The following is a 21,172-nucleotide window of genomic DNA, read 5'->3' as shown; positions in this document are numbered from 1 at the left end:
CATTGATCCGTCCGGCATGAACGAATTTTATGCTTTTATGGAGATAAGGGGATTTGAACCCCTGACCCTCGGCTTGCAAAGCCGATGCTCTAGCCAGCTGAGCTATATCCCCAGAAATAAAATCAAATAAAAACAAAAGGGGAAAGGAAGAAAAAAGATGAAAATAACCTTAACTCCGTCTTACGAAGCTTGTGCCGTACACCGACACTCGTCCTACCTTACAGGACTTACCTTTCTCTTAGAAAGGAGGTGATCCAGCCGCACTTTCCAGTACGGCTACCTTGTTACGACTTCACCCCCCTTACAAAGCATACCTTCGACAGCGCCCTCCTTGCGGTTGAACCACTGGCTTCGGGTATCCTCTACTCGGATGGTGTGACGGGCGGTGTGTACAAGGCCCGGGAACGTATTCACCGCACCGTGCTGATGTGCGATTACTAGCGATTCCAACTTCATGGAGTCGGGTTTCAGACTCCAATCCGGACTACGATCGCTTTTATGCGTTTTGCTTCGCCTCTCGACTTCGCTTCACTCTGTCGCGACCATTGTAGCACGTGTGTTGCCCTGGACATAAGGGCCATGATGACTTGACGTCATCCCCACCTTCCTCCGGTTTGTCACCGGCAGTTCCGCCAGAGTCCCCATCTTTACATGCTGGTAACTGGCAGTAGGGGTTGCGCTCGTTGCGGGACTTAACCCAACACCTCACGGCACGAGCTGACGACAGCCATGCAGCACCTGTTCACAGCCGTATTGCTACGCTCACATATCTCTATATGATCGCTGTGTATGTCAAACCCAGGTAAGGTTCCTCGCGTACCATCGAATTAAACCACATGCTCCACCGCTTGTGCGGGCCCCCGTCAATTCCTTTGAGTTTCACCCTTGCGGGCATACTCCCCAGGCGGTACACTTATCGCGTTTGCTTTGGCACCCAGCCTCTTGGCCGGACACCGAGTGTACATTGTTGACTGTGCGGACTACCAGGGTATCTAATCCTGTTTGCTCCCCGCACCTTCGCACTTCAGCGTCAGTCATCTGCCGGTAACCTGCCTTCGCCATTGGTATTCTTCCAGATATCTACAGATTTCACCCCTACACCTGGAATTCTGGTTGCCCTTCAGTGACTCCAGTCATCCAGTTCTCAATGCAGCCCCGGAGTTAAGCCCCGGTATTTCACACCAAGCTTGAATGACCGCCTAGATGCCCTTTACGCCCAATAATTCCGAACAACGCTCGCAACTTACGTGTTACCGCGGCTGCTGGCACGTAATTAGCCGTTGCTTATTCAAACCTTTCTGTCACCGCTTAAGCATTCCCTCTTAAACTTATTCTTCAGGTTCAAAAGGACTTTACAACCTTTCGGCCTTCATCGTCCACGCGGCGTCGCTCCGTCAGGCTTTCGCCCATTGCGGAATATTCTTAGCTGCTGCCTCCCGTAGGAGTCTGGGCCGTATCTCAGTCCCAATGTGTCCGTCCACCCTCTCAGGCCGGATACCCGTCGTCGCCTTGGCAGGCCTTTACCCTGCCAACTAGCTGATAGGCCGCGAGCCGATCCCCCTGCGGTGCCAAAGCACCTTTCCTCTCTATACTCTAACTATAGAGTTCGTATCCGGTATTATCTGATATTTCTACCAGCTATCCCTGTCAGGAGGGTTCGTCACCCACGTGTTACTCACCAGTCCGCCACTCTAGGAGAAAAGCAAGCTTTCCTCTTGCCGTTCGACTTGCATGCTTAAGACGCGCCGCCAGCGTTCGTTCTGAGCCAGGATCAAACTCTCCATGATTATTTCATAAGCCTTTCGGCTTGTGATTCCTTAAACCATTTATGTCCGGTCCTCTCCCTCTCTTTCAAGGGATTTGCCCTTCCTTCATTTCATTTACCTGATCTCTCAGGCTCCTTTGGCTCTCTTCACCTTTTCCTGGCCGACAATGCTTTATCATTGCCTTCCGTCTTTTCTTCCCTTCCCTCTTGTCTTTCAAAGATCTTAGCCTTCGCAGGCTGTCCCCCGCTTTTATTATTGCGGGTGATTGTTAATATATACCTTTTCCTCTTTTTGTGTCAAGCCTTATTGTCGCTTTTTTTAAACACTTTACGGAAATGTATAAGATAATCCGCAAAAGAAACATAGCTTGCGACAAGGCACAGCACAAACAGTCCCCCGCTTATACTTTTTAAAAGCATAAGAGAATTTTCAATGTCTAATCCCAGCCGCGCGCAACATTCTACTGCAAGGGCGAAGAAACCTGAAACCACATATAAAACGGTTTTAAGCTTGCCGCCCTTTCTTGCCGCAATTGCAATTCCTTTTTTTGCCGCAATCATACGGATAAAATTCATGGAAAATTCGCGATACATTATAAAAACAAATATAATTGAAGGAAGATATGCAACGCCGGAAATTCCTCTGAGCATAAAACATGAAAACGTGGTTAAATGAAGAATAACATCGGCAAAGGGATCAAAAAGTTTTCCGAAATCGCTGACCTGATTGTTTTTTCTGGCAAAAAAACCGTCAAGAAAATCCGTAAACTCCAAAAAGGCAATCAGGGGAATAATGACAAAGACGGACGCGTAAGAAAAATATCCCGTCCAAACCGGAATAAAATACAGCAAAAAGAAAACCGGAGCGCCTATAACGCGACACAATGTAAATTTATCGGATAAGTTCATGGTAAAAAAGTATCAGACCGGCAAAGATAAAGCAAGCGGTATTTTGCCGGTATCTGCCTATAAAAAATTTGCTATAAAATCCGTAAAAGATTACGGATGCGCCTTAAAATCCTGAACAATGCTGATCGCCGAAGTTATGGAATAATCCGGCAAAATTTTATGAGAAACGGCCAGAGCTTTTTCCACAATTGCGCTGGAATCCGCAACACCCTGCAAAACTATGGCCTTGCCTTCAATCGCGGCATGCAAAAAACTGATATTCATTTTGTATTCGAACACAAGGGAGTTGACAAGCCTTTGAGCGCAGATGAGTTCTTCTATCCTCTTTTTGCCTGCCTCTTCTTTTTCAGGAGTCACGGACGATTTTACCAGATCCGCAATGATGCCGGAAGCCGTATCGATGTCAAGAAGTCCCGTATTCAGTATAAGATGAAAATGGGAAGGATCTTCGTTTTCAAGGTTAAAAAAACTTTTATGAAAACCGAGCCTGTTGGCGTCGCTTTCATTTATCCGCTGACGAGCCTGTTTTTCATCTATTCCGAATTCCTTTTGCAAACGCGACAAACGAACAGAATCCTTTGCCACAACTCTCAAAGCGAGCATGTTGGAAAGCTGCTCAAGGATGATAAAAGCACCCCGCCCTATCAAAATGCAGTCGCCCTCGGCGGCGGCCTCTAAAATCGCTATCTGCAGATAATCCAAATACTCGTCCCGCTCTTTTGCAAGGGATGCAAAAAAGCCCGGCTTCTTTTCATCGTATTTTTTCAGAGTTTCTGCAGAAAAACCGAGGGAAATTATTCTGCGCTCTATTTCTTTGCGATCGATAAACGCATAATGCAGTTTTTTTGCAGTAGCCTCGGCAATTTCATCGCCAAGGGCGGCGATTTGACGCGATATCGCAATAACAGCCATAAAATCCTCCCGGCAGGTTTGATGTTTTATTATGCTGATTTGTTATATAATAAACTTAATCCGAAGCAATGTCAAAGGTGGAATTTTTATGGATAAGAACGACGACGACAAACTTGCATGGCGTGAAGCATCTCAAAAACTGCTTTTAAAAACGCCCGTCATGGATATAACTCAGACCGACAGCGTATCGCCCGACGGGGAAATACGCCATTATATAGTAATGAATGCGCCCGATTGGGTGATCACAGTGCCTGTGCTCGGCGACCGGTTGCTCATGGTCAGGCAGTGGAGGCACGGAGAAAAAAGCATGAGCGTGGAATTCCCCGGCGGCGTCAGCGAAAAAAACGAAACTCCCGAACAAGCCGCCAAAAGAGAATTAAAGGAAGAAACCGGATATACCGCAAACAAGATGGTATTTTTAGGATCGGTAAACCCAAATCCGGCTTTAATGTCAAACCACGTGCATATATTTGCCGCCTATGACCTTGAAAATTCGGGCGAACAATCCTTGGACAGCGACGAATACATAAATCTCATGAAGGTTTCAAAAAAAGAAGCGCTGAAAAATCTTGGAACAAAGGAATACCAACACGCACTCATGTCAACGGCTATGGCATTCTTTATGCGCTACGAAAATTCGCTATAATCTAAAAAAAGCCCGCCTAAAAAGGCGGGCTTTTACAAACCGTTAAAGGCTAGCGTTTTACTCCGTAAGCATCGTAACTTTTTGAAGGACTGTAAACGCCCTCACGGAATTCCCCTGTTAGACTCGGAATTTCCATTTTCATTCCGGGCAGGATCAAATTAGGATCGTCCGGTTTAGGCATCGCCTTCTTGTTTTTCTGATATAAGTTTTCCCACAGCCTGGGATCATTATAAACATATGGGCGGCCTGAAATATTCCAATAGCAATCTCTTGTCTGTTCCCAGGGACGGACAACGTAAAATTGTGGAAGAGGCGTAATTTCATAAACATCCGCAAGAACGTCAAGAACTTGCTTCGCATATCCTGCAGCGAATTTATAATCTTCCGCCGCATAAGAACGCCTGGCGTTTTCCATTGCGGTTTCCGCCGAAGAATAGGCCATGGGGAAGTTTCGATCTACATAGGCTTTTTTTGCCCAGTCGATCTTTTTTTGAGCGAGAGACATCTGCTTGTCGGCGTCGGAACGGGCGATCATCATGTCTATGTATGCTCTGGAAAGAGCCGCATTTTCTTCCGCCTTCTGGGCGTACTGAACGGAAAGATCGTATTCGCCGGCGTTAAGAGCTGCGCGGGCTTTGCGGTTGTATTCGTCGGCAAGCTTTTGATAAGTATTGTTTGTGTAACTTACGGCAAACACGGCCGCGCTTGCAAGGGCTATCGCAAAAATTAAAACTATCTTTTTCATTGAGCACCTCCCTGGGTCGCAGCCGATTCGATCGCAGCGGCAGCCTTGCCTGTTTCCGTCACGTCCAAATTAATCGCAGCTTCATCAGGATTTTTATACGTATCCGCCTCAAGCAACGTAGTTCCTTCGTCTTCAATTCCTTCTACTTTGCCTTCAAGAGGAGCCGAAGCATCGGCTTCAGCCGCATACTGTCTGGCGTTTTCAATCGCCTGTCTTGCCTTATCAATTTGAGCCTGCGCCGCCGCACGTTTTTTAGAAACGGATTCATACAACGCCATAAAAGAATTTCTGGCGTCGTTATAACCGTTATATGCCGCTTCGGGATCTCCCGTTACAAGTTTGGAATCGGCTTTAACTATCTTATCGGCACAAGACTTGTATATCGTTTTTTCGGCAACGCCGGCATATACGCTGTCAGCCTTTTTTTTGGCATCAAGGGCGGAAGTTCTGGCTTTTGCGGCTATCTGTTTCAGCCCTGAAGTCAAAACCTTCGAATACGCTGCATTTCCGGCTTTTGCGGTTGCAAGAAGATCTTTATAACCCTTGCCGCCGTCATACTGTTCAAGGAATTTCTTGTATGCAGCCTCTCCCGCCGCATAGTTAGGTTTGTCATACTGAGAAAGATCAAGTTCGTCTATGCGGGTCTTTTTTGCATAAGCTTCGGAAACATTCGCAAGAATTTCATATCGAGCGGTCAATTCGTCGATCTCTGCAGAAACGGACGCGTCTGAAAGATTCTTGGAAATATAATCTTTTCTGCCGTTATAAGCGGCTTCCGTCTCATCAAAATTCTTAGTCAAAATTTTAGGCGCGCCGGCGTCTATCGCCGCCTGTCTGGCTTTTAAAAGCTTTTCAAACTTGCGTTTATTTTCAGCAGTAAGATCCTTCGCCGGAGCAGTCTCTTTGCTTTCGGAAACCTGAGGCTGTTCCTGAGCCTGCGGCGTTGTTTCTGCAGTACTATCTTCGACCTTTTCCTTAGGAGCAGACTTACAGGATGCAAAGATCAACGCCAAAACAGAAACAAACAGAATAAAATATTTTTTCACCGTTTACCTCCAAATCAATAAACCACAGGTAAAACCATCACATAACACCTGTAATTGCTCTAAGAATACTATACAATCGAAAAAACAGCAATCTTTAACCCCTGTTTTTATACAAAAACAAGTACTAAATTTAAAATATATATTAAAATAAGGATAATGGAGGACTTTATGGCTGATGATTTTTCATTTAAGATCACGGAAAGTTTGGGAGAAATTTCGGAAGGAAGAGGCGGATGGAAAATGGAATTAAATTTTGTTTCATGGGGAGACCGCCCGCCCAAGTATGACATAAGAAGCTGGTCTCCGGATCATCAAAAGATGGGCAAAGGCATAACTTTAACAAAAGAAGAGCTCCTTTCACTGAAAGAGCTTTTGAATTCTTTGACTTTATAGAAAAACCGGCGAATAAAGATTTTCAAAATTCATAAACGGAACAAAAGGCTCCTCCCTTCATGATAATCGCGTACAACATCATTTGAAGTTCGGTTTCTTCGAATTGGGCGCCGGAAGCGCGGATAGACACGTCCGAAGAGGCCAGTAAAGCGATGATCGCCGTAGTCTGCCCCGAAGTCCAAACCTTAGAGGCGCAAGCGTATTGCGTACGGGCTTTTTTGCTTGTAAAGCCTTTTGTTTTTAAGGTAAAGTCGTCGGGAAAGGCGCCGTTTGAATGCAGCGAATGCCAAAGCGAAAGACGGCGGAAACAGGAAACGAGTCCTCCGATAAACATCACACTTGAAAAATTTTTTGAAAGGCGAATTTTCTGCAAAATCAAAAGCGCGTTTTCAAATCGTTCTTCCGGGCGCATTTTAAAATCGGCCATGGCGTCAAAAAGCGTAAAAGCCGATTCTTCGCGGTTATGAGCAAGGATATTTTCAACGTCTGAAACGGTAACTTCCTGTCCGGGCGGAAGACAAAGAAAAAAACGCGAACACTCGTTTTTCAGCGCTTCGGTGTTGTTTTCTACCAAATCAAGGATTGTTTCCGCCGCTTCGGATTCAAGTTTATAACCCGCTTTAAGAAAAAACTTTTCAAGCCACTCGCGTTTTTGATCTTCAAACATTTCCCAAAATATTTTTCTGTTTGCTTTAGGAATAAGCTTTTCAATCTTGGCATCTATGGAAATTTCATCGGACACAAGTATGAGAACTGAATTTTCTCCGGACGACGAGGCGATCCACGACGATAAAAGGTCTATGTCTCTCTTGGCTTTTAACAGCTCCGCTTCGCGTAAGACGACGCAGGTAGCGGGAACAAAAAGAGAAGAACTTTGGAGCGTCGTAAGAACTTCGGAAAAATCGGTTTCGGAAGCGTAATACAGATATTCGTCTATAGGAGATGAGTTTTTTTCCGACAAAGTTGCAGAATTTTGCACGCCGTATTTTTTTTTGAGCACGGATTTTACGGAATCGACGGCCGCATTTCTTTCACCGAATTCAGGGCCCGTGTAAAGATATACGGAAGGCGTCATATTACCAATAAGTGCGCACTATATTTGAAAGAACGCCGACGATTCTTACATTCTGGCTGTATATTGCCTGAAAAGCGGGGTTTTCCGGCTGAAGCCTTACGCGGGAAGACTCCTTGTAATAGCGCTTAAGAGTGATCGCATCGTCAAGGACTGCAACCACGATCTGTCCGTCAAGCGCCGTCGCCGCCTGTTCCACGACCGCAAGATCGCCTTCAAGAATGCCTGCGTTTATCATGCTAGCCCCTCTGACCCGCAGTGCAAAATACGTCTTATCCGGCCGAACGAAGGGCTCGGTAAGAGTTACGTAACCGTCCAAATTTTCTTCGCACAAAAGGGGCTTGCCTGCGGCGACGGTTCCTAAGAGAGGCACCTTGCTTACGTAGGACGAAGAAATTCCTTTTAGGTCGTTTTTAAGGACTTTTATCGAGCGTGATCGCTTTTGACTTTGCGATAAAAACCCTTTTTTCTGCAGAGCCGCTATGTGATCCTGCACCGCCCGCAATGAAATTTCAAAATGCTCGCCTATTTCACGCACCGTAGGCGGAAAAGAATTTTCTTCCGTAAATTCCGAAATAAAAGCCAACACTTCTTTTTGTCTGTCCGTAATTTCTTTCATATCACTCTTCTTCGAATTTCGCTTCAAACAAATTTTCTATTGCACGGGCGGCTTCCTTTTCGTCGCTGCCCTCAACCTGTAAAGTTATGGCGGTGTTGTAGCCGGCCGCCATAGTTATCACGCCCATGATCGACTTTGCATTGACCGTAATATCATCGCGAATGAGTGTGATCTCCGATTCGAACTTATTGGCCGTCTGCGCAATGATCGCAGCCGGACGCGCATGAATTCCGGCACGATTTTTTACCGTCAACAATTTTTCGATCATAAAACCCCTTTAATATGCGTCTTCACCGCTGTAATAAACGGACTGAGCCTCTCCGCTTTCGATCCATTTAAGTACGTTTTGATTGAAATCGCGGGCAGAAAAATACCCCATCTTTTTAAGTCTTTCATTCATCGCCGCCGCTTCCAAAATAATCGGCAGATTTCGGCCCGGCTTAACAGGAATTTCCAAACACGGAACCTTTACGCCGAAAAAATCGACGGTCTTTTGATCGCTTCCTATTCTGTCGTAAACTTTTTTTGAATCCCATTCTTCAAGGTGAACTACAAGCTGAACTTCTTTTTGATTGCGTATGGCGCCGACGCCGAACATTTGAGCGACGTTAATAATCCCGAGTCCTCTTACTTCCATGTGGTGGCTTATCTGATTGTTCGCTCCCTGTCCGAGTATCATATTACCGTTTACGCAGCGCATTTCAACAATGTCGTCGGCAACAAGGCGGTGGCCGCGTTCTACCAGCTCCAATGCGGTTTCGCTTTTGCCTACCCCCGAATGCCCGGAAAGAAAAATCCCTATACCGTAGACGTCGACGAGAACGCCGTACATTGTTTTCTTAGGAGCGAATATATTTGCAAATATGCGTAAAAGGCGCGAAGAAAAATCCGTGGATTCCAAATCCGTCTGAAGAATTGTACAGTTATTTTCTTCTGATATCTTAAAAATTTCTTCCGTAGGATTAAGATTGTGAGTGAACACGCAGCACGGCATATTGTAGCCGAACATCTTTACTAGAGTGTCGAAATTGCCTTCGTCGTGCATTTTTTGAAGATACGCAACTTCGCCGCGCCCGAAAAGCTGAACCCGCTGATAAGCGAACGAATCGTAAAATCCGGAAAGAGCAAGCCCCGGACGGTTAACGTCCGGCACCGTGATAACGCGAGTGAGACCTCTACGGCCGGAAATACATTTGAGGTCCAAAGCGTCGTGTCCTTTAAGCTCAAGTTCCAAAAGATCCAGGACTGTGAATTTTTTTTCGGCCATATGTATACTATACAGTCTTGCAATATTTTTTACAACCACAAACGACTGCTAAAATACTGCTAAATACTTAGAACCGGAATATGCCGCACCGGATCCGCACCAAATTACGCTAAACGCACACCGCACGAATAAAAAAATGCGGCGGCATACCGATTCGAGAAGAGGAGTTTTAATCCGGGGCAAAACAAAATCTATTTTTTTTCTTGAACCTTATCTTTTTCTTTTTTTACCTTATTGTCCAGAATATCCATCATTTTATTTAATCCTGCGGCAAAATCGTAGTCATCGCTGGTTACGTGAGCTTGAGCGCCCCACCTGAAGTGGACGGTACAATCAAAACTATAAGACTTATCGCGTTTTATTCTGAGCATCAAATCAACAATCAGGTCGTCGGCGTAATCGATTCGCTTTATCTTTTTGTCTATCATTTCCTGCTGTTTTTTTTCCAACTCGAAACCGACTGCTGAAATGTCTTTTTTCATAATACCTTCCCCCTGTTCGAAAATGTCATGACCGTTTAGGCCGCAATTCTTTGCAGCTTACGCCGCTGTCTTAATTATACTCAAAATTTACCGAAAACACAAAATTTAACGCAAATAAGACGATTCTATATTCAGTTGACTTCTGTATTTTGCAACCGTGCGCCGGGCAATTTTTATGCCGCTTTGTTCAAGCAATGCGGCAAGTTTTTGGTCCGAAAGAGGCCTGGCTCCCGGAGGCTGCGAAGATATGATCTTTGAAATTTCATATTTAACTTTTTCGCTTGAAACGGCGCCGTATTTTTGAGCGGATGCGGAACTCAAATCCGTTGACAGCGCGTTCGTAAAAAAATATTTTACGGGGAAAAGTCCCCATTCGCACTGAATGAATTTGCTATTTGCCATACGAGAAACGGTCGCCTCATGAACGCCTATATCGGCGGCAATGTCTTTTTGGCGCAGCGGAGCAAGAAAGTGCGGCCCTTTTGCAAAAAAATCAAACTGGGCTCTCACTATGGCGTTGCAAGCTTTTATGATGGTTTGCTTTCTGAATTCAAGATTTTCAATAAACGATTTTGCTTCCCGCACGGAAGCGGCGATAAATTTTTTATCGTCTTTTGAGACGATATTCGGTTCGATTTTCATATATCCGGGAGAAACGGCTACGGAAGGAATAAAATTTTCGGCAAGCTCTACGCGAAAGCCGAAATCGCGGGCCGCGCCGCTTTCAATGCCGGCCGCACTGCCGATCCCGACGCTTTTAATGCCGCCGGCAGCGGTTTCGCCGATTTTTTCTTGAACGCCGCCCTCAGTGCCGCTGCCGGAATTGCCGCAGGCTTTATTTGCGCCGCTGCCTGTGCTGTCTGAGCCGCCGTCAATATCGCCGCGCTTTCCAGCTTCTGTTGGTATGTCAACGGGAACCTTGTAAACATAAACGTCCGGGACGACGTAGGCGCCCGCCGACAGTCCGAACTGCCTCGCAGGAAACGGATCCAGAGTCTTTATAAAGGCTAGAGCGTCTTCAACATCTTTAATATCGAAATTTTCAGGGTGATAATCTTTTTTTTCATAATCGGAAGAAGAAAAAGCCATTTTTTTTCTTTTTTCAACAAATTCTTTTATTTTCTTTAAAATCGAAGAAGGCCGCGGAGGATCTAAAAAATCAAAATGTCCGTCCAATAAAAACAATACCGCCAGAGAAGCGTTTTTTTTAAGAGAGGCCTGAACAAAAAGACTTTCGGGAACGCCGGTACAGCAAGTACCTATCGGATCCATGCGGCGGACAAGATCCATACACGAATCAAGAAATTTCTCAGTGTGCAAAGGATTTTCAGAATCCAAAAGCGAAATAGGCGCCAATATGTGAAAGCCGGAATTATCAAGATTTTCAATGAGCTTTCGCGAAAGTTTGTATTTATCCTTTGAAATTTTAGAAACATTCAGCTGTGAAATAAGATGTTCCTGCAAGGTCTCTCTTTCGTCGGGGCGGCTTTCAAGCGCTTCCTGAAAACTGTCGGCCTTGCTTTGCCCTAATGCGGAGGCTCTTCCCAGCCTTAGGTAGTCGGAAGGCCTAAAAGAAACTTTTTTTACATTCTCTCCGGCAAGGACGGGATCTTTTACAATCTCAAGCGCGGGATTCTTTTCAGCGGCCGCATATATTTCGCTTCGGAGATCCTGACTGTTCATTGCAAGTAGATTAAGAGAATAAATTTGCTGCCGGCTCATTTTTTGGGTCTGTATTTGCGAAGCTTTTTGAATCTGATAAAATTTGGCTTCCGGCATAAATTTACTATAGCACAAAAAATTTCTTACTGATATATTTTTAACATGGAAATATTAAATAAAGCGGGAATTTTTGTTCCCGAAATTCTATTACCGAAAAACGTAGACACGAAAACATGGGCCGTGATCGCCTGCGACCAATACACACAAAACAAGGACTATTGGAAAAAAGCAAAGGAACTCGCATGCGGCAAAGCTTCGACTCTAAACATGATTCTGCCTGAAGTTTATCTTGACGAACCGGACAAAAACGCCCGCATCCAAGATATAAGGCGAACTATGAAAGATTATTTGGACAACGGTGTTTTTGCAGCGCCGAAAAAACAATTCATATACACGGAAAGGACAACCGCTTTCGGTCGCACGCGCTCAGGTCTTGTCGCCGCAATCGACCTTGAAACCTATGACTGGAAACCCGGCAGCAAGGCGCCTATAAGGGCTACGGAAGCGACCATTGCGTCGCGTATTCCTCCGAGAATGGAAATACGAAAAGGGGCTCCGCTTGAAATTCCGCACATAATGCTCTTGGTGAACGATTTTGAACACATTTTCATTGAAGAAGCGGGAAGGCGCGTAAAACTCTCAGGCAAAAAGCCCGAATACAGCGGAAATCTCATGCAAAACGGAGGAAGCATAACGGGCTGGGGAATAGATAAAGCGGAAGACATACAAAACATCGAAAAGGCTCTAAAAATCATCGCTCAAAAGAACACGGATCCGCAAGGTTCGGTGTTTTTGTTTGCCGTCGGCGACGGAAACCACTCTTTGGCAACGGCAAAGGCGGTCTGGGAAGAGTATAAAAAAGAACTTTACGAAAAAGGAGTTCCCGAAGATGAAGTCATAAACAGCCGCATACGTTATGCCCTTGTTGAAATCGTAAACATATACGACTCGGGTCTAACATTCGAGCCGATTCACAGGGTTTTGTTCAATGCGGATCCGCAAAAACTTATTTTATTTTTACAAAACAAACTTTCCGGAACCGTCATGGAATGCGGATCGGCAAAAGAGCTGAAAGAACGGGTAAAAGACAATTCCAAAGGCGAACACTTCGGGATGGTTTATACGAAAGAAGGAGAGGTAAAATATCTTGACATCAAAACTTCTTTTAAAGACCTGCTCGTAGCGGGCCTGCAGCCCGAGCTTGATCTTTTTATCGGCGGCGAAACAAAAAAAGGCATAGACATAACGATCGATTACATTCACGGAAGCGATGAAGTTTTTTCATTGGGAGCAAAAGACGGCGTCGTCGCTCTTCTTTTGCCGCCGGTCGATAAAGAAAGTTTTTTTAAAACGATAAGAGACCGCGGCGCGCTGCCGCGAAAGAGTTTTTCAATGGGAGAAGCCGACGAAAAACGATTTTATATGGAATGCCGCAGGCTTTTTTAAACAGCTCTCGCTATGGTACAGCCGGCCAGCCTATGACGGCGGCTAAACGGCTAACGCTGCAGCGATAAAAAGCGGGCGCACTGTAACGAGCGCCCGCTTGCCCCAATAAACGCATATTTGCTAATATGAGGCATAAAAAGTGCACGGAAATCAGGGAAACCGTCCAAGAGCGGAAGTTTTTGGACAGTTAATTTTGTAGGATAGGAGTAGACAATGAAAAATTTAAACAAAAAGCCTCTATTTTTATTTTTAGCGGGAACCGCATTACTCGCTTTAAGTTTGGCGCTTACTTCGTGTTCTTCTTCGGAGGAAGATTTTTCCGATGCGATAAAACGCGTATGGAGAGAAGTTTCAACTCAAGAAGGAACCAGCCCCATACAAATACACCCTCATCCGGGGCCTGGTGCGCCAAACGCTACTCTAATACAGCCGTATATGTGTCTATATCAAAACAAGATTTACAATGCAGAGAAACAAACGGGATTTACAGACCCTTCTAAAGACGGATTTTACAAAATGGGAGACTGGGATATTTCGTACTACGTAGAGGACACAAAATTGATATTTGTTAGAGGCTCCGACACGATCCATGCGTACCTCTCCTTGAAAGGTAACAGCTTGACAATGGTAGAAACATCCGGCGGCAATAGTACGACGAGAAAATTTGAAAGGGTACGCAGCCCCACCTTTACTGAAATCCTTAGCGCTAAAGACTAAGAAAAAAAGTTTTACCTTAAAAAAGAAAAACGTCTGAAAAAAAAGCGCACTCGTTATGAGTGCGCTTTTTTTAGACCTTGCGCGGTATTCTTTTAATGTATTTGTGTTACAACGCAGCTGAAAAAGCCCCGCGGAACTTTTTACAGCCGCCTTGTTATTTGTAAAAGCTGCTTACTAATGTGTTCTAAACCATTCTTGCCACAGCTCTTCGCCTTTGTCTAGGGTAATTACTTCACCCACATACCTATCAGTAGCGAATGCATTGTTTGGATAGTTAAAAATGTAAGGGCGACCATCTCTATAGTAGATTCCGTAAGGGAATATCCTGTTTTCCTTATAATTATTGTCAACAACATAGATTGCAATAATATTTCCCTCTCCATCAAAGACCGCACCCCAAAGTGTTATTGCATGGCCATAATCTTTTCCGCCCTTTGTACCCCGCATGTGTAGTCCGATTGCTTTTTGGGAATTAAGCGCTTCGGTTATTACTGTTTCAAACTCAACTTTGTTCATAACAATTTTATCTTCAATAGGAGTGTCTTCTTTGCTAAACACATCTTTGAATAAAGCAGGTCCTTCGTATGTGGGGGTGCTGGGGTGTGATGCACTTGTATTACCGTAGAGATACCATGCAAGACCGCTTATAACATATCCCCCTAGCTCTCCGTTATGTGCCTTTGTCCTGAAAGTTTTTGCTATATAACTTTTCTCCGGCTCTTGATTATCGGAAAAATTCCGGTAATAAAAATGTTGATACTTATCTTTTTCAGCACCTGTTATATTTTTCTTTGTTATGTAATTGTCTATGTTTTCTTTATTCTGTAAAAACCACCAATGTAACATATTGGAAGCAGTTTTAGCCCAGCATTGGTTGCTATCGCCGCCGTCGGTAGCAACTGCACCTACGGGCTTTGCCTTTCTATTGTTGAACCATTTCGTATTATCACCTTCATACCAGAAGAAAATATTTTCATCATTCCAATAAAATTTTTTAGCTTGACCGACATGAGGAACCGGAATTGCTGTCTTTTCACTCGGAGTCGGAGCATCTATGCCATGAACCCATTGTATTCTTACAGTTGGGTTCTCGTTCTCTTTCTGAACTACTTTTACCTCGAGTTTTTTTCCATCGGCATTTTTGATCACTTGATTGGATTCATCCTCGAAGTTAATATAGGCAGTTCGCTTCCATACGGTTTTATTTTGAGCAGCTTTTAGGTGTATTGTATCTTTTTCTACATCTGTAGTGTTGTCTATGTGAACAACGGTAAGCCAGCTGCTTCCTTCTCCAACAATTTTAGGCGTATATGAAAGCTTCCCGTTGAGCGTTTTTATTTCAAGATTCAGATTTGATTCACTGCTTTCACTCGTCATTTCTTCTGTTATCAGTTCAATTGAGGGTCTTTGTTTTATGGTGATAGTAACAGTCGCTATGATTTCGGGATCGCTTTGCGACTTTACGGTTATGTTTACAGTTCCCTCCGATTGGGCAGTTACCGTACCATCGGAAGCTACATGTGCACTATTATTGTCTGCGGTGTAGGTAAGCTCTTTATTCGTTGCTTCATCAGGTTGTACTTTTGCCATGATTCTATAGCTTTCACCGATAAATAAAGAGGTAGGTACCGTTTGTTCAAACACAATGCTTGTAACCGGAACAGGAGCCGCCGTAACGGTAACGCCAATCTGTCGTTGCACATTGTTAGCGGCTTTTATCGTAAGGGTAACGGGACCGCCCACATCCTTCGCCGACACAATTCCCGAATCACTTACGGAAATGATATCGGCAGTATCCGTCGAATAAGTCAAAGTTTGATTTCCGGCTTCAAAGGGAATAACTCTAGCGGTTAACCGATAGTCGGTACCTTTTACAAGACTGAGATTAACTTCATTGCTCGGAACATAAATACCCGTAACAGGAATATGGTTGTCGGTTGGGCTGTCGTCTAACGATGCGTCAAGTTTGCAGGATGATACAGATAATAAGGAAAAGGCAAATAAAAACGCAGATAAAAAAGCCCAATGAATTTTCGGCATAATAATCCTCCAAATCATAGGTTTATTTTTAAACATATTTTTAGATACGTTATACTAACATAAATGGACGATAGTGGCAAGAGCACGCAAATCTTTCGATTTGCGTGCGTGTCCGATAAAAGAAAAACGCACTAAGCGTTTTTCAACTCTCGACTTAAACGAGCGATTTCGAGGGAAACGCAGAAATCGCGAGCGCCTCCTATAAAAGAAAAACGACCTAGTCGTTTTTTACTTTCGACTTTTTAGAGTAAATCCGAGCAGTGGCGCAGGATTTGCGAGCGTCTCTATAAAAGAAAAATGCCGGAGCATTTTTCTTCTCCAGACTTATCAGAGTAAATCCGAGCAGTGGCCGTTCGCGGTACATCCATGTACCGCTCACTACCGTATTTTTGCATGGCAAAAATACGCGGCTATTTTGTGCGACACGGCATCCGCGCGGTGCGTCCGTGTGCTGCAGGGCGGCGGCCGATCTGAACATAAGTCTAAAAACATGCGGCTTGTCAAAATCTGAAATTTTTGTTATATTTTTTATACTCGCCGGCGTGGTGGAATGGTAGACACGAAGGACTCAAAATCCTTTGTCAGCAATGATGTAAGAGTTCAAGTCTCTTCGCCGGTAATCACACAAAATCTATTCCTCCCGAATTTTTTCTGTATTCCACGGCTTCCTTTATATGCTCCGTTTTAATATCTTCGCTCCCTTCCAGATCGGCGACAGTCCGCGAAAGTTTTAAACAGGAAGCCGACGCCCGCGGAGAAAACCCGTATCTTTTTGAAGCCGCGTCAAGAAAGTTTTCGGCATCGTCCGACAATCTGCAAAAAGTCGCTATTTCGTCACTGTTCAGTCTAGCGTTTCTTTTTCCCTGCCGCTTCCGCTGCATTTTTACCGCCAGGGCAACGCCCTTTCTGAGTTCTTCCGTAGAAAATTTTTCGGCAGTAAAAGGAATATCGGTGCGGATGCGCATGTCTATGCGATCGAGCAAGGGACCTGAAAACCGCTTCCAATACAGTTCGATTGAATGCGTGCTGCATAAGCAAATTTTGTTTTTAGAACCGAAATTTCCGCAGGGACACGGGTTAGCCGCCATGAGAAGCTGAAACGAAGCCGGATAAACCGAAGATCGCCCGGCGCGGCTTAGGGTTACGTATCCGCTTTCAAGCGGAACTCTCAGCATCTGGAGCACGGAGGTTTTGAATTCCGGCGCTTCGTCCAAAAATAAGACGCCGTTGTGCGCCAAAGAGATTTCTCCGGGTTTACAAGCCGGCCCTCCTCCGCAAAGGCCTTCGATGCTGGCGGTTTGATGCGGCATTCTAAAAGGCGGAAGGCGTACGCGTGATTTTTCAACCGGGAGAATTCCCGCCAAAGAATAAATCCTTGTGACGGGACGCGATTCTTCGACGGTTAAAAGGGGAAGCAAAGCCGGAAATTTTTGCAGCGCCATCGATTTTCCGCAGCCGGGAGGCCCGAATACCAAAAGATTATGGAAGCCGGCCGCCGCAATCTGTAAGCCGCGGATTAAAAACGGCTGCCCCACGACATCCGAAAATTCAAAACCGGCCGTAACCTTAGAAAAAGCGATTCCGCCTATTTCTACAAAATCGTCTTCAAAAAGAATCTCTCTGCCGGCCGAATCCGAAGATTCTTTAAAAGCGGAAGTATCTTCCAAAGCGAAAAACGCTTCTTTTAGAGTCGCAGCGGAAAACACGCGCATTCCGCACACTTCTTGCGCTTCGCTTGAGTTTACGGCGGGAACTATGCAATATCTTATTCCGGCCGAAGCCGCGGTTTCCGCAGCGGCATGTATTCCGCGGACGGGACGCACATTCCCGCAAAGCTCAAGTTCCCCCATAACGAGAATTGATTTTTCGCCGCCGTAATCCCCGTAGCCGCCGTAGTCCGCATTGTTTTCGGGTAAAAAGCGTTTCGGCTTTTCATCCTTTTGCTTTTTAGCCTGCAATACGGCCAAAGCTATCGCCAGATCAAAACCGGCTCCTTCTTTTTTTAAATCTGCGGGAGATAAACTTATTAAAACCCTTTCCTGTGGAAATTCAAAACCCGCGTTACAGATTGCCGAGCGCATGCGCTCCCGCGATTCCCTTACGGCTCCGTCCGCAAGTCCGACCAAATCTACGGAAGGAATGCCGCGCCGTAAGTCAACTTCAACTGAAACTAAAGCGCCTTCATAACCGAACGGAGAAAACGAAAAGATCCTCATTTAACCCTCTGATTATAAAATGCGCGCGTTTTATAAAATTCTGCAAAAGGATCCTTTCAAAAAGAACACCGAATCCCATATCGGATTTGCTCGTTCCGTGTTCCAGCCGGCTCCGGTCAAAAAGTTTCCGTAAAATTCTTTAAATGAGGGCGAAGTTCTTCTGTCCAAAAACGATCTTCTATAGCTTTTCCGCCTGAAGTATGCCCGAGTCTGCGTTCGGCTCTGACTTTTTCACCGTGAAAATCGCTTCCGGCCGTTACAAAAAAACCTATTTTCCGCGCCATAGCTTCAATGCGCTCCGCATCAACAACGCGCGCGCCCGGATGCCACGCTTCAAGTCCCTGAACACCGCTGTCGTAAATGCCGCGAAGCGTATTTTCAAGTTTTCCCCACGAGACATAGAGAGAAAGCGGATGCGCGATAACGGGAACTCCCGAAGCGGCGAGGATAGCCTCTACCGCCTCTTGCAGGTCGGCGCCTTTGCGCGGTATGTACCAGGGGCGGCCGCGCGCAAAATACTTGTCAAACGCTTCTTGTCGAGTCTTTACGATCTTTCTTAAAACAAGCAGGTCGGCAAAATGCGGCCGCCCAACGGTCTGTCCGGCAAATATTTTTTCCATTTCATCCATAGTGATATCAACGCCGCCGTCTCTCATCTTTTGCACGATAAGAGAATTCCTTCGCTTGCGTTCATCTTGCAGATATGAAATGATACTCGCTAATTTTTTTGAACCGGGCATTATTCCCAGTCCCAACAGATGAAATTCTCCCGTCGGCCATTCAATTTCAAGTTCCGTTCCAGGAATAAAAACGATGCTGGCTTTTTTTGCCGCTTCCGAAGCTTCTTCATGTCCGGCTAAGGTATCGTGATCGGTAAGGGCTAAAACGCGAACTCCTTCGGATGCGGCTTTTTGAACCAATGCAGCAGGGCTGTACTGTCCGTCCGACGCAGTAGAATGAGAATGCAGATCTATCATAAAAATAGAATAGCATAAATACGTTTTTTGTGATATTCTATGCTATAGTACGGAATATACGGGAAACTCTAAAAACCAGGCGGTTTTCAGAGGAACATGGTATATCAAAACAACGAAAATAAAAATTATAGAAGGATTTTTTAGGAAAACCTGTTATAATTTTTGTTAGACTAATGGACACAAGAAAATGCCAAAAGCGGTAAAATACACAAAAGGTTCGATCATTTACTTTTCCGGCGATAAGGATGACAGAGTATTCATACTTCAAAGCGGAATAGTTATTCTTACCACCCACGACATAGAATCAAATTCTCAAATTACCGAACAGGTGAAGACCGGAGAATTTTTCGGTGTAAAATCGGCCTTGGGGCATTTTCCTCGTGAAGAAACGGCAACCGTATTGACCGACAGCATAGTGATCACGATGAACGTAGCGGAATTTGAAACGCTTTTCAGCTCGAAAAAAGACGTTATCATAAAGATGCTGAGAGTCTTTTCTCACCAGCTGCGGATGGTGCACAAAAAGATCGAATCCATACTGCATAACAGCGAAGAAATAAATCAAGCGTCGGGAATGCTTTCCGTAGCAAAAAGTTTTTACAATGACGAACAATACCGTTCATGCTGCGACGTATGCATAAAGCTGCTTACTCGGTTTCCCAATTCAGAACTCAAAGAGACGGTTGCCAAATTATATGCCGACGCAAAGCTGAGATACGACAAAACCACGGCGAGAAAGCACAGGACTCTTCCCGCTCAAAACGCGGCTCCGGCAAAGGGCGCTCTAAAACAATTTTCTCTCCCGGCCTTTGAGCGTTTTGCCAAAATGTTTGAGCCGGATCAGGTAATTATTTCGGAATTTGAACCGGGAGATTGCTTTTACCTTATACAGTCAGGCGAAGTGCAGCTTGTAAAATGCGTAAACGGTGCGAAGAAAAACCTCGACATACTTAAACCAGGAGAATTTTTCGGCGAGATGGCCATCCTCGATAATTCGCCGCGTTCGGCTACCTGTGTGGCGATAAATCAAGTAGAGCTGCTGGAATTCAATAAAGAGAATTTTCAATCGCTCATCGCCGGAAACCCTCAAATCGCGCTTATTCTTTTAAAACTTTTCTGTAAAAGGATATACGATCAAAAACGCCGCCTCAACATCCTTGTAATAAGCGATTTGCAGGCCAGAATCGCAGACGTATTCGTCATGTACGATGAAATGAACCCCGTTCAAAATATCGAAGATCGCTCGCGAAAATTCAACTTGACAATCGCGTCGGTCGCTCATTGGGCAGGACTTACTCCCGAGGTCGCAAGAGAAGAGATCAATAAATTCATTGAAAAACGCAAACTCGAAGTCTTTGAAAATTATATGATAGTTTCAAATATAACCGACATGAAACGCATCGTCGACACAAAATCGGTTCAAAAAACAAATTAAAATCTTATATGCAAAAGGGCTTGACTTACGGCATGTAAATTGATAAGTTATCACTACTTAAGCCAACTTAGCTCACCCGGCAGAGCAGCTCATTCGTAATGAGCAGGTATTGTGTTCGAGTCACAAAGTTGGCTCTGGCCGCCTGATTTTTCAGGCGGTTTTTTTATTTTAAATAAAAGGAAGGCGGATACGAATGTTTAAAAACCGATTTACGGCGTAGATCTTTCAGCTATATGGGGCGTTAAAACCGCCACAAGCGCAAAACCCGCCGCACAAAGGCCGCATTCGTAATCCCCGCCCCCTAAAGCGCGGTAATCTGCTAAACCGTTATGCCGACCAGACACATCCATTCGGCTTCGGCGCAAAGAGTTCCGCCGACGTAGGCCTTTCCGGACTGTTTTATCATGTTTTTGCTTACGCGCAAATTTTTTATTTCCATTCGGACAATGTCGCCCGGCCTAACCTGCTTACGGAATTTTACTTTATCTACCGTTCCCAAAAAGTATAAACTGCCTTCTTCAAATTTTCTCTGAAAGCTCAACGCAGCTCCGCCGGCTTGTGCCATTGCTTCTACGAGTATCATACCCGGAACCACCGGATATTTCGGAAAATGTCCTCTAAAAAAGAAATCTTTTTCCGTAAATTTTCGTTTGCTTACGCTGCCTTCGTCATCGCAGCTTATAATCTCGTCGACAAATAAAAACGGACTGCGATGAGGCAGCAATATTTCTATGTTTCTTGTTCCTGCCATTAGTTCTCCTAA

19 protein-coding genes, 3 tRNA genes and 1 rRNA gene are annotated in these 21,172 nt (G+C 44.9%); 7 read left to right on the top strand and 16 right to left on the bottom strand.

Annotated elements, in window-relative coordinates:
- Positions 1-38 precede the first annotated feature (38 nt).
- From HRQ91_RS02140 to HRQ91_RS02125, 4 genes are all read right to left on the bottom strand, one after another.
- Positions 39-112 (bottom strand) — tRNA-Ala (locus HRQ91_RS02140).
- 130 nt (positions 113-242) lie between these two features.
- Positions 243-1,787 (bottom strand): 16S ribosomal RNA (locus tag HRQ91_RS02135).
- Positions 1,788-2,062: 275 nt separating this feature from the next.
- On the bottom strand, positions 2,063-2,674 hold the full coding sequence (gene pgsA / locus HRQ91_RS02130) for a CDP-diacylglycerol--glycerol-3-phosphate 3-phosphatidyltransferase (protein WP_210120046.1): 612 nt from the start codon (positions 2,672-2,674) through the stop codon (positions 2,063-2,065).
- Positions 2,675-2,764: 90 nt separating this feature from the next.
- Positions 2,765-3,586 (bottom strand): cytidylate kinase-like family protein, encoded by an 822-nt coding sequence (locus HRQ91_RS02125; protein WP_210120045.1) that lies wholly within the window; start codon positions 3,584-3,586, stop codon positions 2,765-2,767.
- 88 nt (positions 3,587-3,674) lie between these two features.
- Between HRQ91_RS02125 and HRQ91_RS02120 the strand changes: the two genes are divergently transcribed.
- On the top strand, positions 3,675-4,232 hold the full coding sequence (locus HRQ91_RS02120; RefSeq protein WP_210120044.1) for an NUDIX hydrolase: 558 nt from the start codon (positions 3,675-3,677) through the stop codon (positions 4,230-4,232).
- A 49-nt stretch (positions 4,233-4,281) separates the two neighbouring features.
- Here the strand turns inward: HRQ91_RS02120 and HRQ91_RS02115 are convergent, their stop codons facing one another.
- Together HRQ91_RS02115 and HRQ91_RS02110 are read right to left on the bottom strand one after the other, a co-directional pair.
- Positions 4,282-4,977, bottom strand: a complete 696-nt coding sequence (locus HRQ91_RS02115; RefSeq protein ID WP_210120043.1) for a LysM peptidoglycan-binding domain-containing protein — start codon at positions 4,975-4,977, stop codon at positions 4,282-4,284.
- On the bottom strand, positions 4,974-6,023 hold the full coding sequence (locus tag HRQ91_RS02110; RefSeq protein ID WP_210120042.1) for a hypothetical protein: 1,050 nt from the start codon (positions 6,021-6,023) through the stop codon (positions 4,974-4,976). Before HRQ91_RS02110 ends, HRQ91_RS02115 begins: the two co-directional genes overlap by 4 nt.
- Before the next feature lie 168 nt (positions 6,024-6,191).
- Between HRQ91_RS02110 and HRQ91_RS02105 the strand changes: the two genes are divergently transcribed.
- Complete coding sequence (locus tag HRQ91_RS02105; protein WP_246473256.1) at positions 6,192-6,416, top strand: YdbC family protein; 225 nt, start codon at positions 6,192-6,194, stop codon at positions 6,414-6,416.
- A 22-nt stretch (positions 6,417-6,438) separates the two neighbouring features.
- On the opposite strand, the gene holA is transcribed toward HRQ91_RS02105, so the two are convergent.
- The 6 genes from holA to HRQ91_RS02075 all read right to left on the bottom strand — a co-directional run bounded on the left by holA (position 6,439) and on the right by HRQ91_RS02075 (position 11,635).
- Positions 6,439-7,491, bottom strand: a complete 1,053-nt coding sequence (holA, locus tag HRQ91_RS02100; RefSeq protein ID WP_210120040.1) for a DNA polymerase III subunit delta — start codon at positions 7,489-7,491, stop codon at positions 6,439-6,441.
- 1 nt (position 7,492) lies between these two features.
- Entirely contained in the window at positions 7,493-8,107 is a 615-nt protein-coding gene (gene lexA, locus HRQ91_RS02095) for a transcriptional repressor LexA (protein WP_210120039.1), read from the bottom strand.
- A gap of 1 nt (position 8,108) precedes the next feature.
- Positions 8,109-8,375, bottom strand: a complete 267-nt coding sequence (locus HRQ91_RS02090; protein WP_210120038.1) for an HPr family phosphocarrier protein — start codon at positions 8,373-8,375, stop codon at positions 8,109-8,111.
- 9 nt (positions 8,376-8,384) lie between these two features.
- Positions 8,385-9,374, bottom strand: coding sequence for an HPr(Ser) kinase/phosphatase (gene hprK / locus HRQ91_RS02085; RefSeq protein ID WP_210120037.1), 990 nt, complete (start codon positions 9,372-9,374; stop codon positions 8,385-8,387).
- A gap of 191 nt (positions 9,375-9,565) precedes the next feature.
- Positions 9,566-9,856 carry an HPF/RaiA family ribosome-associated protein gene (locus HRQ91_RS02080; protein WP_210117152.1) on the bottom strand — a complete coding sequence of 97 codons (291 nt, stop codon included), beginning with the start codon at positions 9,854-9,856 and terminating at the stop codon, positions 9,566-9,568.
- A gap of 105 nt (positions 9,857-9,961) precedes the next feature.
- Positions 9,962-11,635, bottom strand: coding sequence for an RNA polymerase factor sigma-54 (locus tag HRQ91_RS02075; RefSeq protein WP_210120036.1), 1,674 nt, complete (start codon positions 11,633-11,635; stop codon positions 9,962-9,964).
- Between the two features lie 45 nt (positions 11,636-11,680).
- Between HRQ91_RS02075 and HRQ91_RS02070 the strand changes: the two genes are divergently transcribed.
- Both HRQ91_RS02070 and HRQ91_RS02065 read left to right on the top strand, forming a co-directional pair.
- Entirely contained in the window at positions 11,681-13,024 is a 1,344-nt protein-coding gene (locus tag HRQ91_RS02070) for a DUF1015 domain-containing protein (RefSeq protein WP_210120035.1), read from the top strand.
- Between the two features lie 213 nt (positions 13,025-13,237).
- Positions 13,238-13,741, top strand: a complete 504-nt coding sequence (locus HRQ91_RS02065; protein WP_210120034.1) for a hypothetical protein — start codon at positions 13,238-13,240, stop codon at positions 13,739-13,741.
- A gap of 174 nt (positions 13,742-13,915) precedes the next feature.
- Here the strand turns inward: HRQ91_RS02065 and HRQ91_RS02060 are convergent, their stop codons facing one another.
- Positions 13,916-15,781 carry an IdeS/Mac family cysteine endopeptidase gene (locus tag HRQ91_RS02060; RefSeq protein WP_210120033.1) on the bottom strand — a complete coding sequence of 622 codons (1,866 nt, stop codon included), beginning with the start codon at positions 15,779-15,781 and terminating at the stop codon, positions 13,916-13,918.
- A 536-nt stretch (positions 15,782-16,317) separates the two neighbouring features.
- Here HRQ91_RS02060 and HRQ91_RS02055 point away from each other — a divergent pair.
- A tRNA-Leu gene (locus tag HRQ91_RS02055) sits at positions 16,318-16,400 on the top strand.
- A gap of 1 nt (position 16,401) precedes the next feature.
- Here HRQ91_RS02055 and HRQ91_RS02050 read toward each other — a convergent pair.
- Positions 16,402-17,997, bottom strand: coding sequence for a YifB family Mg chelatase-like AAA ATPase (locus tag HRQ91_RS02050; RefSeq protein ID WP_210120032.1), 1,596 nt, complete (start codon positions 17,995-17,997; stop codon positions 16,402-16,404).
- Between the two features lie 116 nt (positions 17,998-18,113).
- The gene (locus HRQ91_RS02045) at positions 18,114-18,974 is read right to left on the bottom strand and encodes a PHP domain-containing protein (protein ID WP_210120031.1); all 861 of its coding nucleotides are present in this window, start codon (positions 18,972-18,974) and stop codon (positions 18,114-18,116) included.
- A gap of 187 nt (positions 18,975-19,161) precedes the next feature.
- Between HRQ91_RS02045 and HRQ91_RS02040 the strand changes: the two genes are divergently transcribed.
- On the top strand, positions 19,162-20,409 hold the full coding sequence (locus HRQ91_RS02040) for a Crp/Fnr family transcriptional regulator (RefSeq protein ID WP_210120030.1): 1,248 nt from the start codon (positions 19,162-19,164) through the stop codon (positions 20,407-20,409).
- A 61-nt stretch (positions 20,410-20,470) separates the two neighbouring features.
- Positions 20,471-20,543, top strand: a tRNA-Thr gene (locus tag HRQ91_RS02035).
- A gap of 185 nt (positions 20,544-20,728) precedes the next feature.
- Here HRQ91_RS02035 and fabZ read toward each other — a convergent pair.
- Positions 20,729-21,160 carry a 3-hydroxyacyl-ACP dehydratase FabZ gene (gene fabZ, locus HRQ91_RS02030; RefSeq protein ID WP_210120029.1) on the bottom strand — a complete coding sequence of 144 codons (432 nt, stop codon included), beginning with the start codon at positions 21,158-21,160 and terminating at the stop codon, positions 20,729-20,731.
- Positions 21,161-21,172 lie beyond the last annotated feature (12 nt).

This window comes from Treponema parvum, assembly GCF_017893965.1.
In the GTDB taxonomy this organism is placed as follows: Bacteria; Spirochaetota; Spirochaetia; order Treponematales; family Treponemataceae; genus Treponema_D; species Treponema_D parvum.
Note: the sequence above shows the minus strand (reverse complement) of the source record. Positions and strands in the feature narration are given on the sequence as shown.

Coding starts and splice junctions, on each gene's coding strand:
- pgsA (WP_210120046.1), bottom strand. CDS start 2,674: ATGAACTTATCCGATAAATTTACATTGTGTCGCGTTATAGGCGCTCCG.
- HRQ91_RS02125 (WP_210120045.1), bottom strand. CDS start 3,586: ATGGCTGTTATTGCGATATCGCGTCAAATCGCCGCCCTTGGCGATGAA.
- HRQ91_RS02120 (WP_210120044.1), top strand. CDS start 3,675: ATGGATAAGAACGACGACGACAAACTTGCATGGCGTGAAGCATCTCAA.
- HRQ91_RS02115 (WP_210120043.1), bottom strand. CDS start 4,977: ATGAAAAAGATAGTTTTAATTTTTGCGATAGCCCTTGCAAGCGCGGCC.
- HRQ91_RS02105 (WP_246473256.1), top strand. CDS start 6,192: ATGGCTGATGATTTTTCATTTAAGATCACGGAAAGTTTGGGAGAAATT.
- holA (WP_210120040.1), bottom strand. CDS start 7,491: ATGACGCCTTCCGTATATCTTTACACGGGCCCTGAATTCGGTGAAAGA.
- lexA (WP_210120039.1), bottom strand. CDS start 8,107: ATGAAAGAAATTACGGACAGACAAAAAGAAGTGTTGGCTTTTATTTCG.
- HRQ91_RS02090 (WP_210120038.1), bottom strand. CDS start 8,375: ATGATCGAAAAATTGTTGACGGTAAAAAATCGTGCCGGAATTCATGCG.
- hprK (WP_210120037.1), bottom strand. CDS start 9,374: ATGGCCGAAAAAAAATTCACAGTCCTGGATCTTTTGGAACTTGAGCTT.
- HRQ91_RS02080 (WP_210117152.1), bottom strand. CDS start 9,856: ATGAAAAAAGACATTTCAGCAGTCGGTTTCGAGTTGGAAAAAAAACAG.
- HRQ91_RS02075 (WP_210120036.1), bottom strand. CDS start 11,635: ATGCCGGAAGCCAAATTTTATCAGATTCAAAAAGCTTCGCAAATACAG.
- HRQ91_RS02070 (WP_210120035.1), top strand. CDS start 11,681: ATGGAAATATTAAATAAAGCGGGAATTTTTGTTCCCGAAATTCTATTA.
- HRQ91_RS02065 (WP_210120034.1), top strand. CDS start 13,238: ATGAAAAATTTAAACAAAAAGCCTCTATTTTTATTTTTAGCGGGAACC.
- HRQ91_RS02060 (WP_210120033.1), bottom strand. CDS start 15,781: ATGCCGAAAATTCATTGGGCTTTTTTATCTGCGTTTTTATTTGCCTTT.
- HRQ91_RS02050 (WP_210120032.1), bottom strand. CDS start 17,997: ATGAGGATCTTTTCGTTTTCTCCGTTCGGTTATGAAGGCGCTTTAGTT.
- HRQ91_RS02045 (WP_210120031.1), bottom strand. CDS start 18,974: ATGATAGATCTGCATTCTCATTCTACTGCGTCGGACGGACAGTACAGC.
- HRQ91_RS02040 (WP_210120030.1), top strand. CDS start 19,162: ATGCCAAAAGCGGTAAAATACACAAAAGGTTCGATCATTTACTTTTCC.
- fabZ (WP_210120029.1), bottom strand. CDS start 21,160: ATGGCAGGAACAAGAAACATAGAAATATTGCTGCCTCATCGCAGTCCG.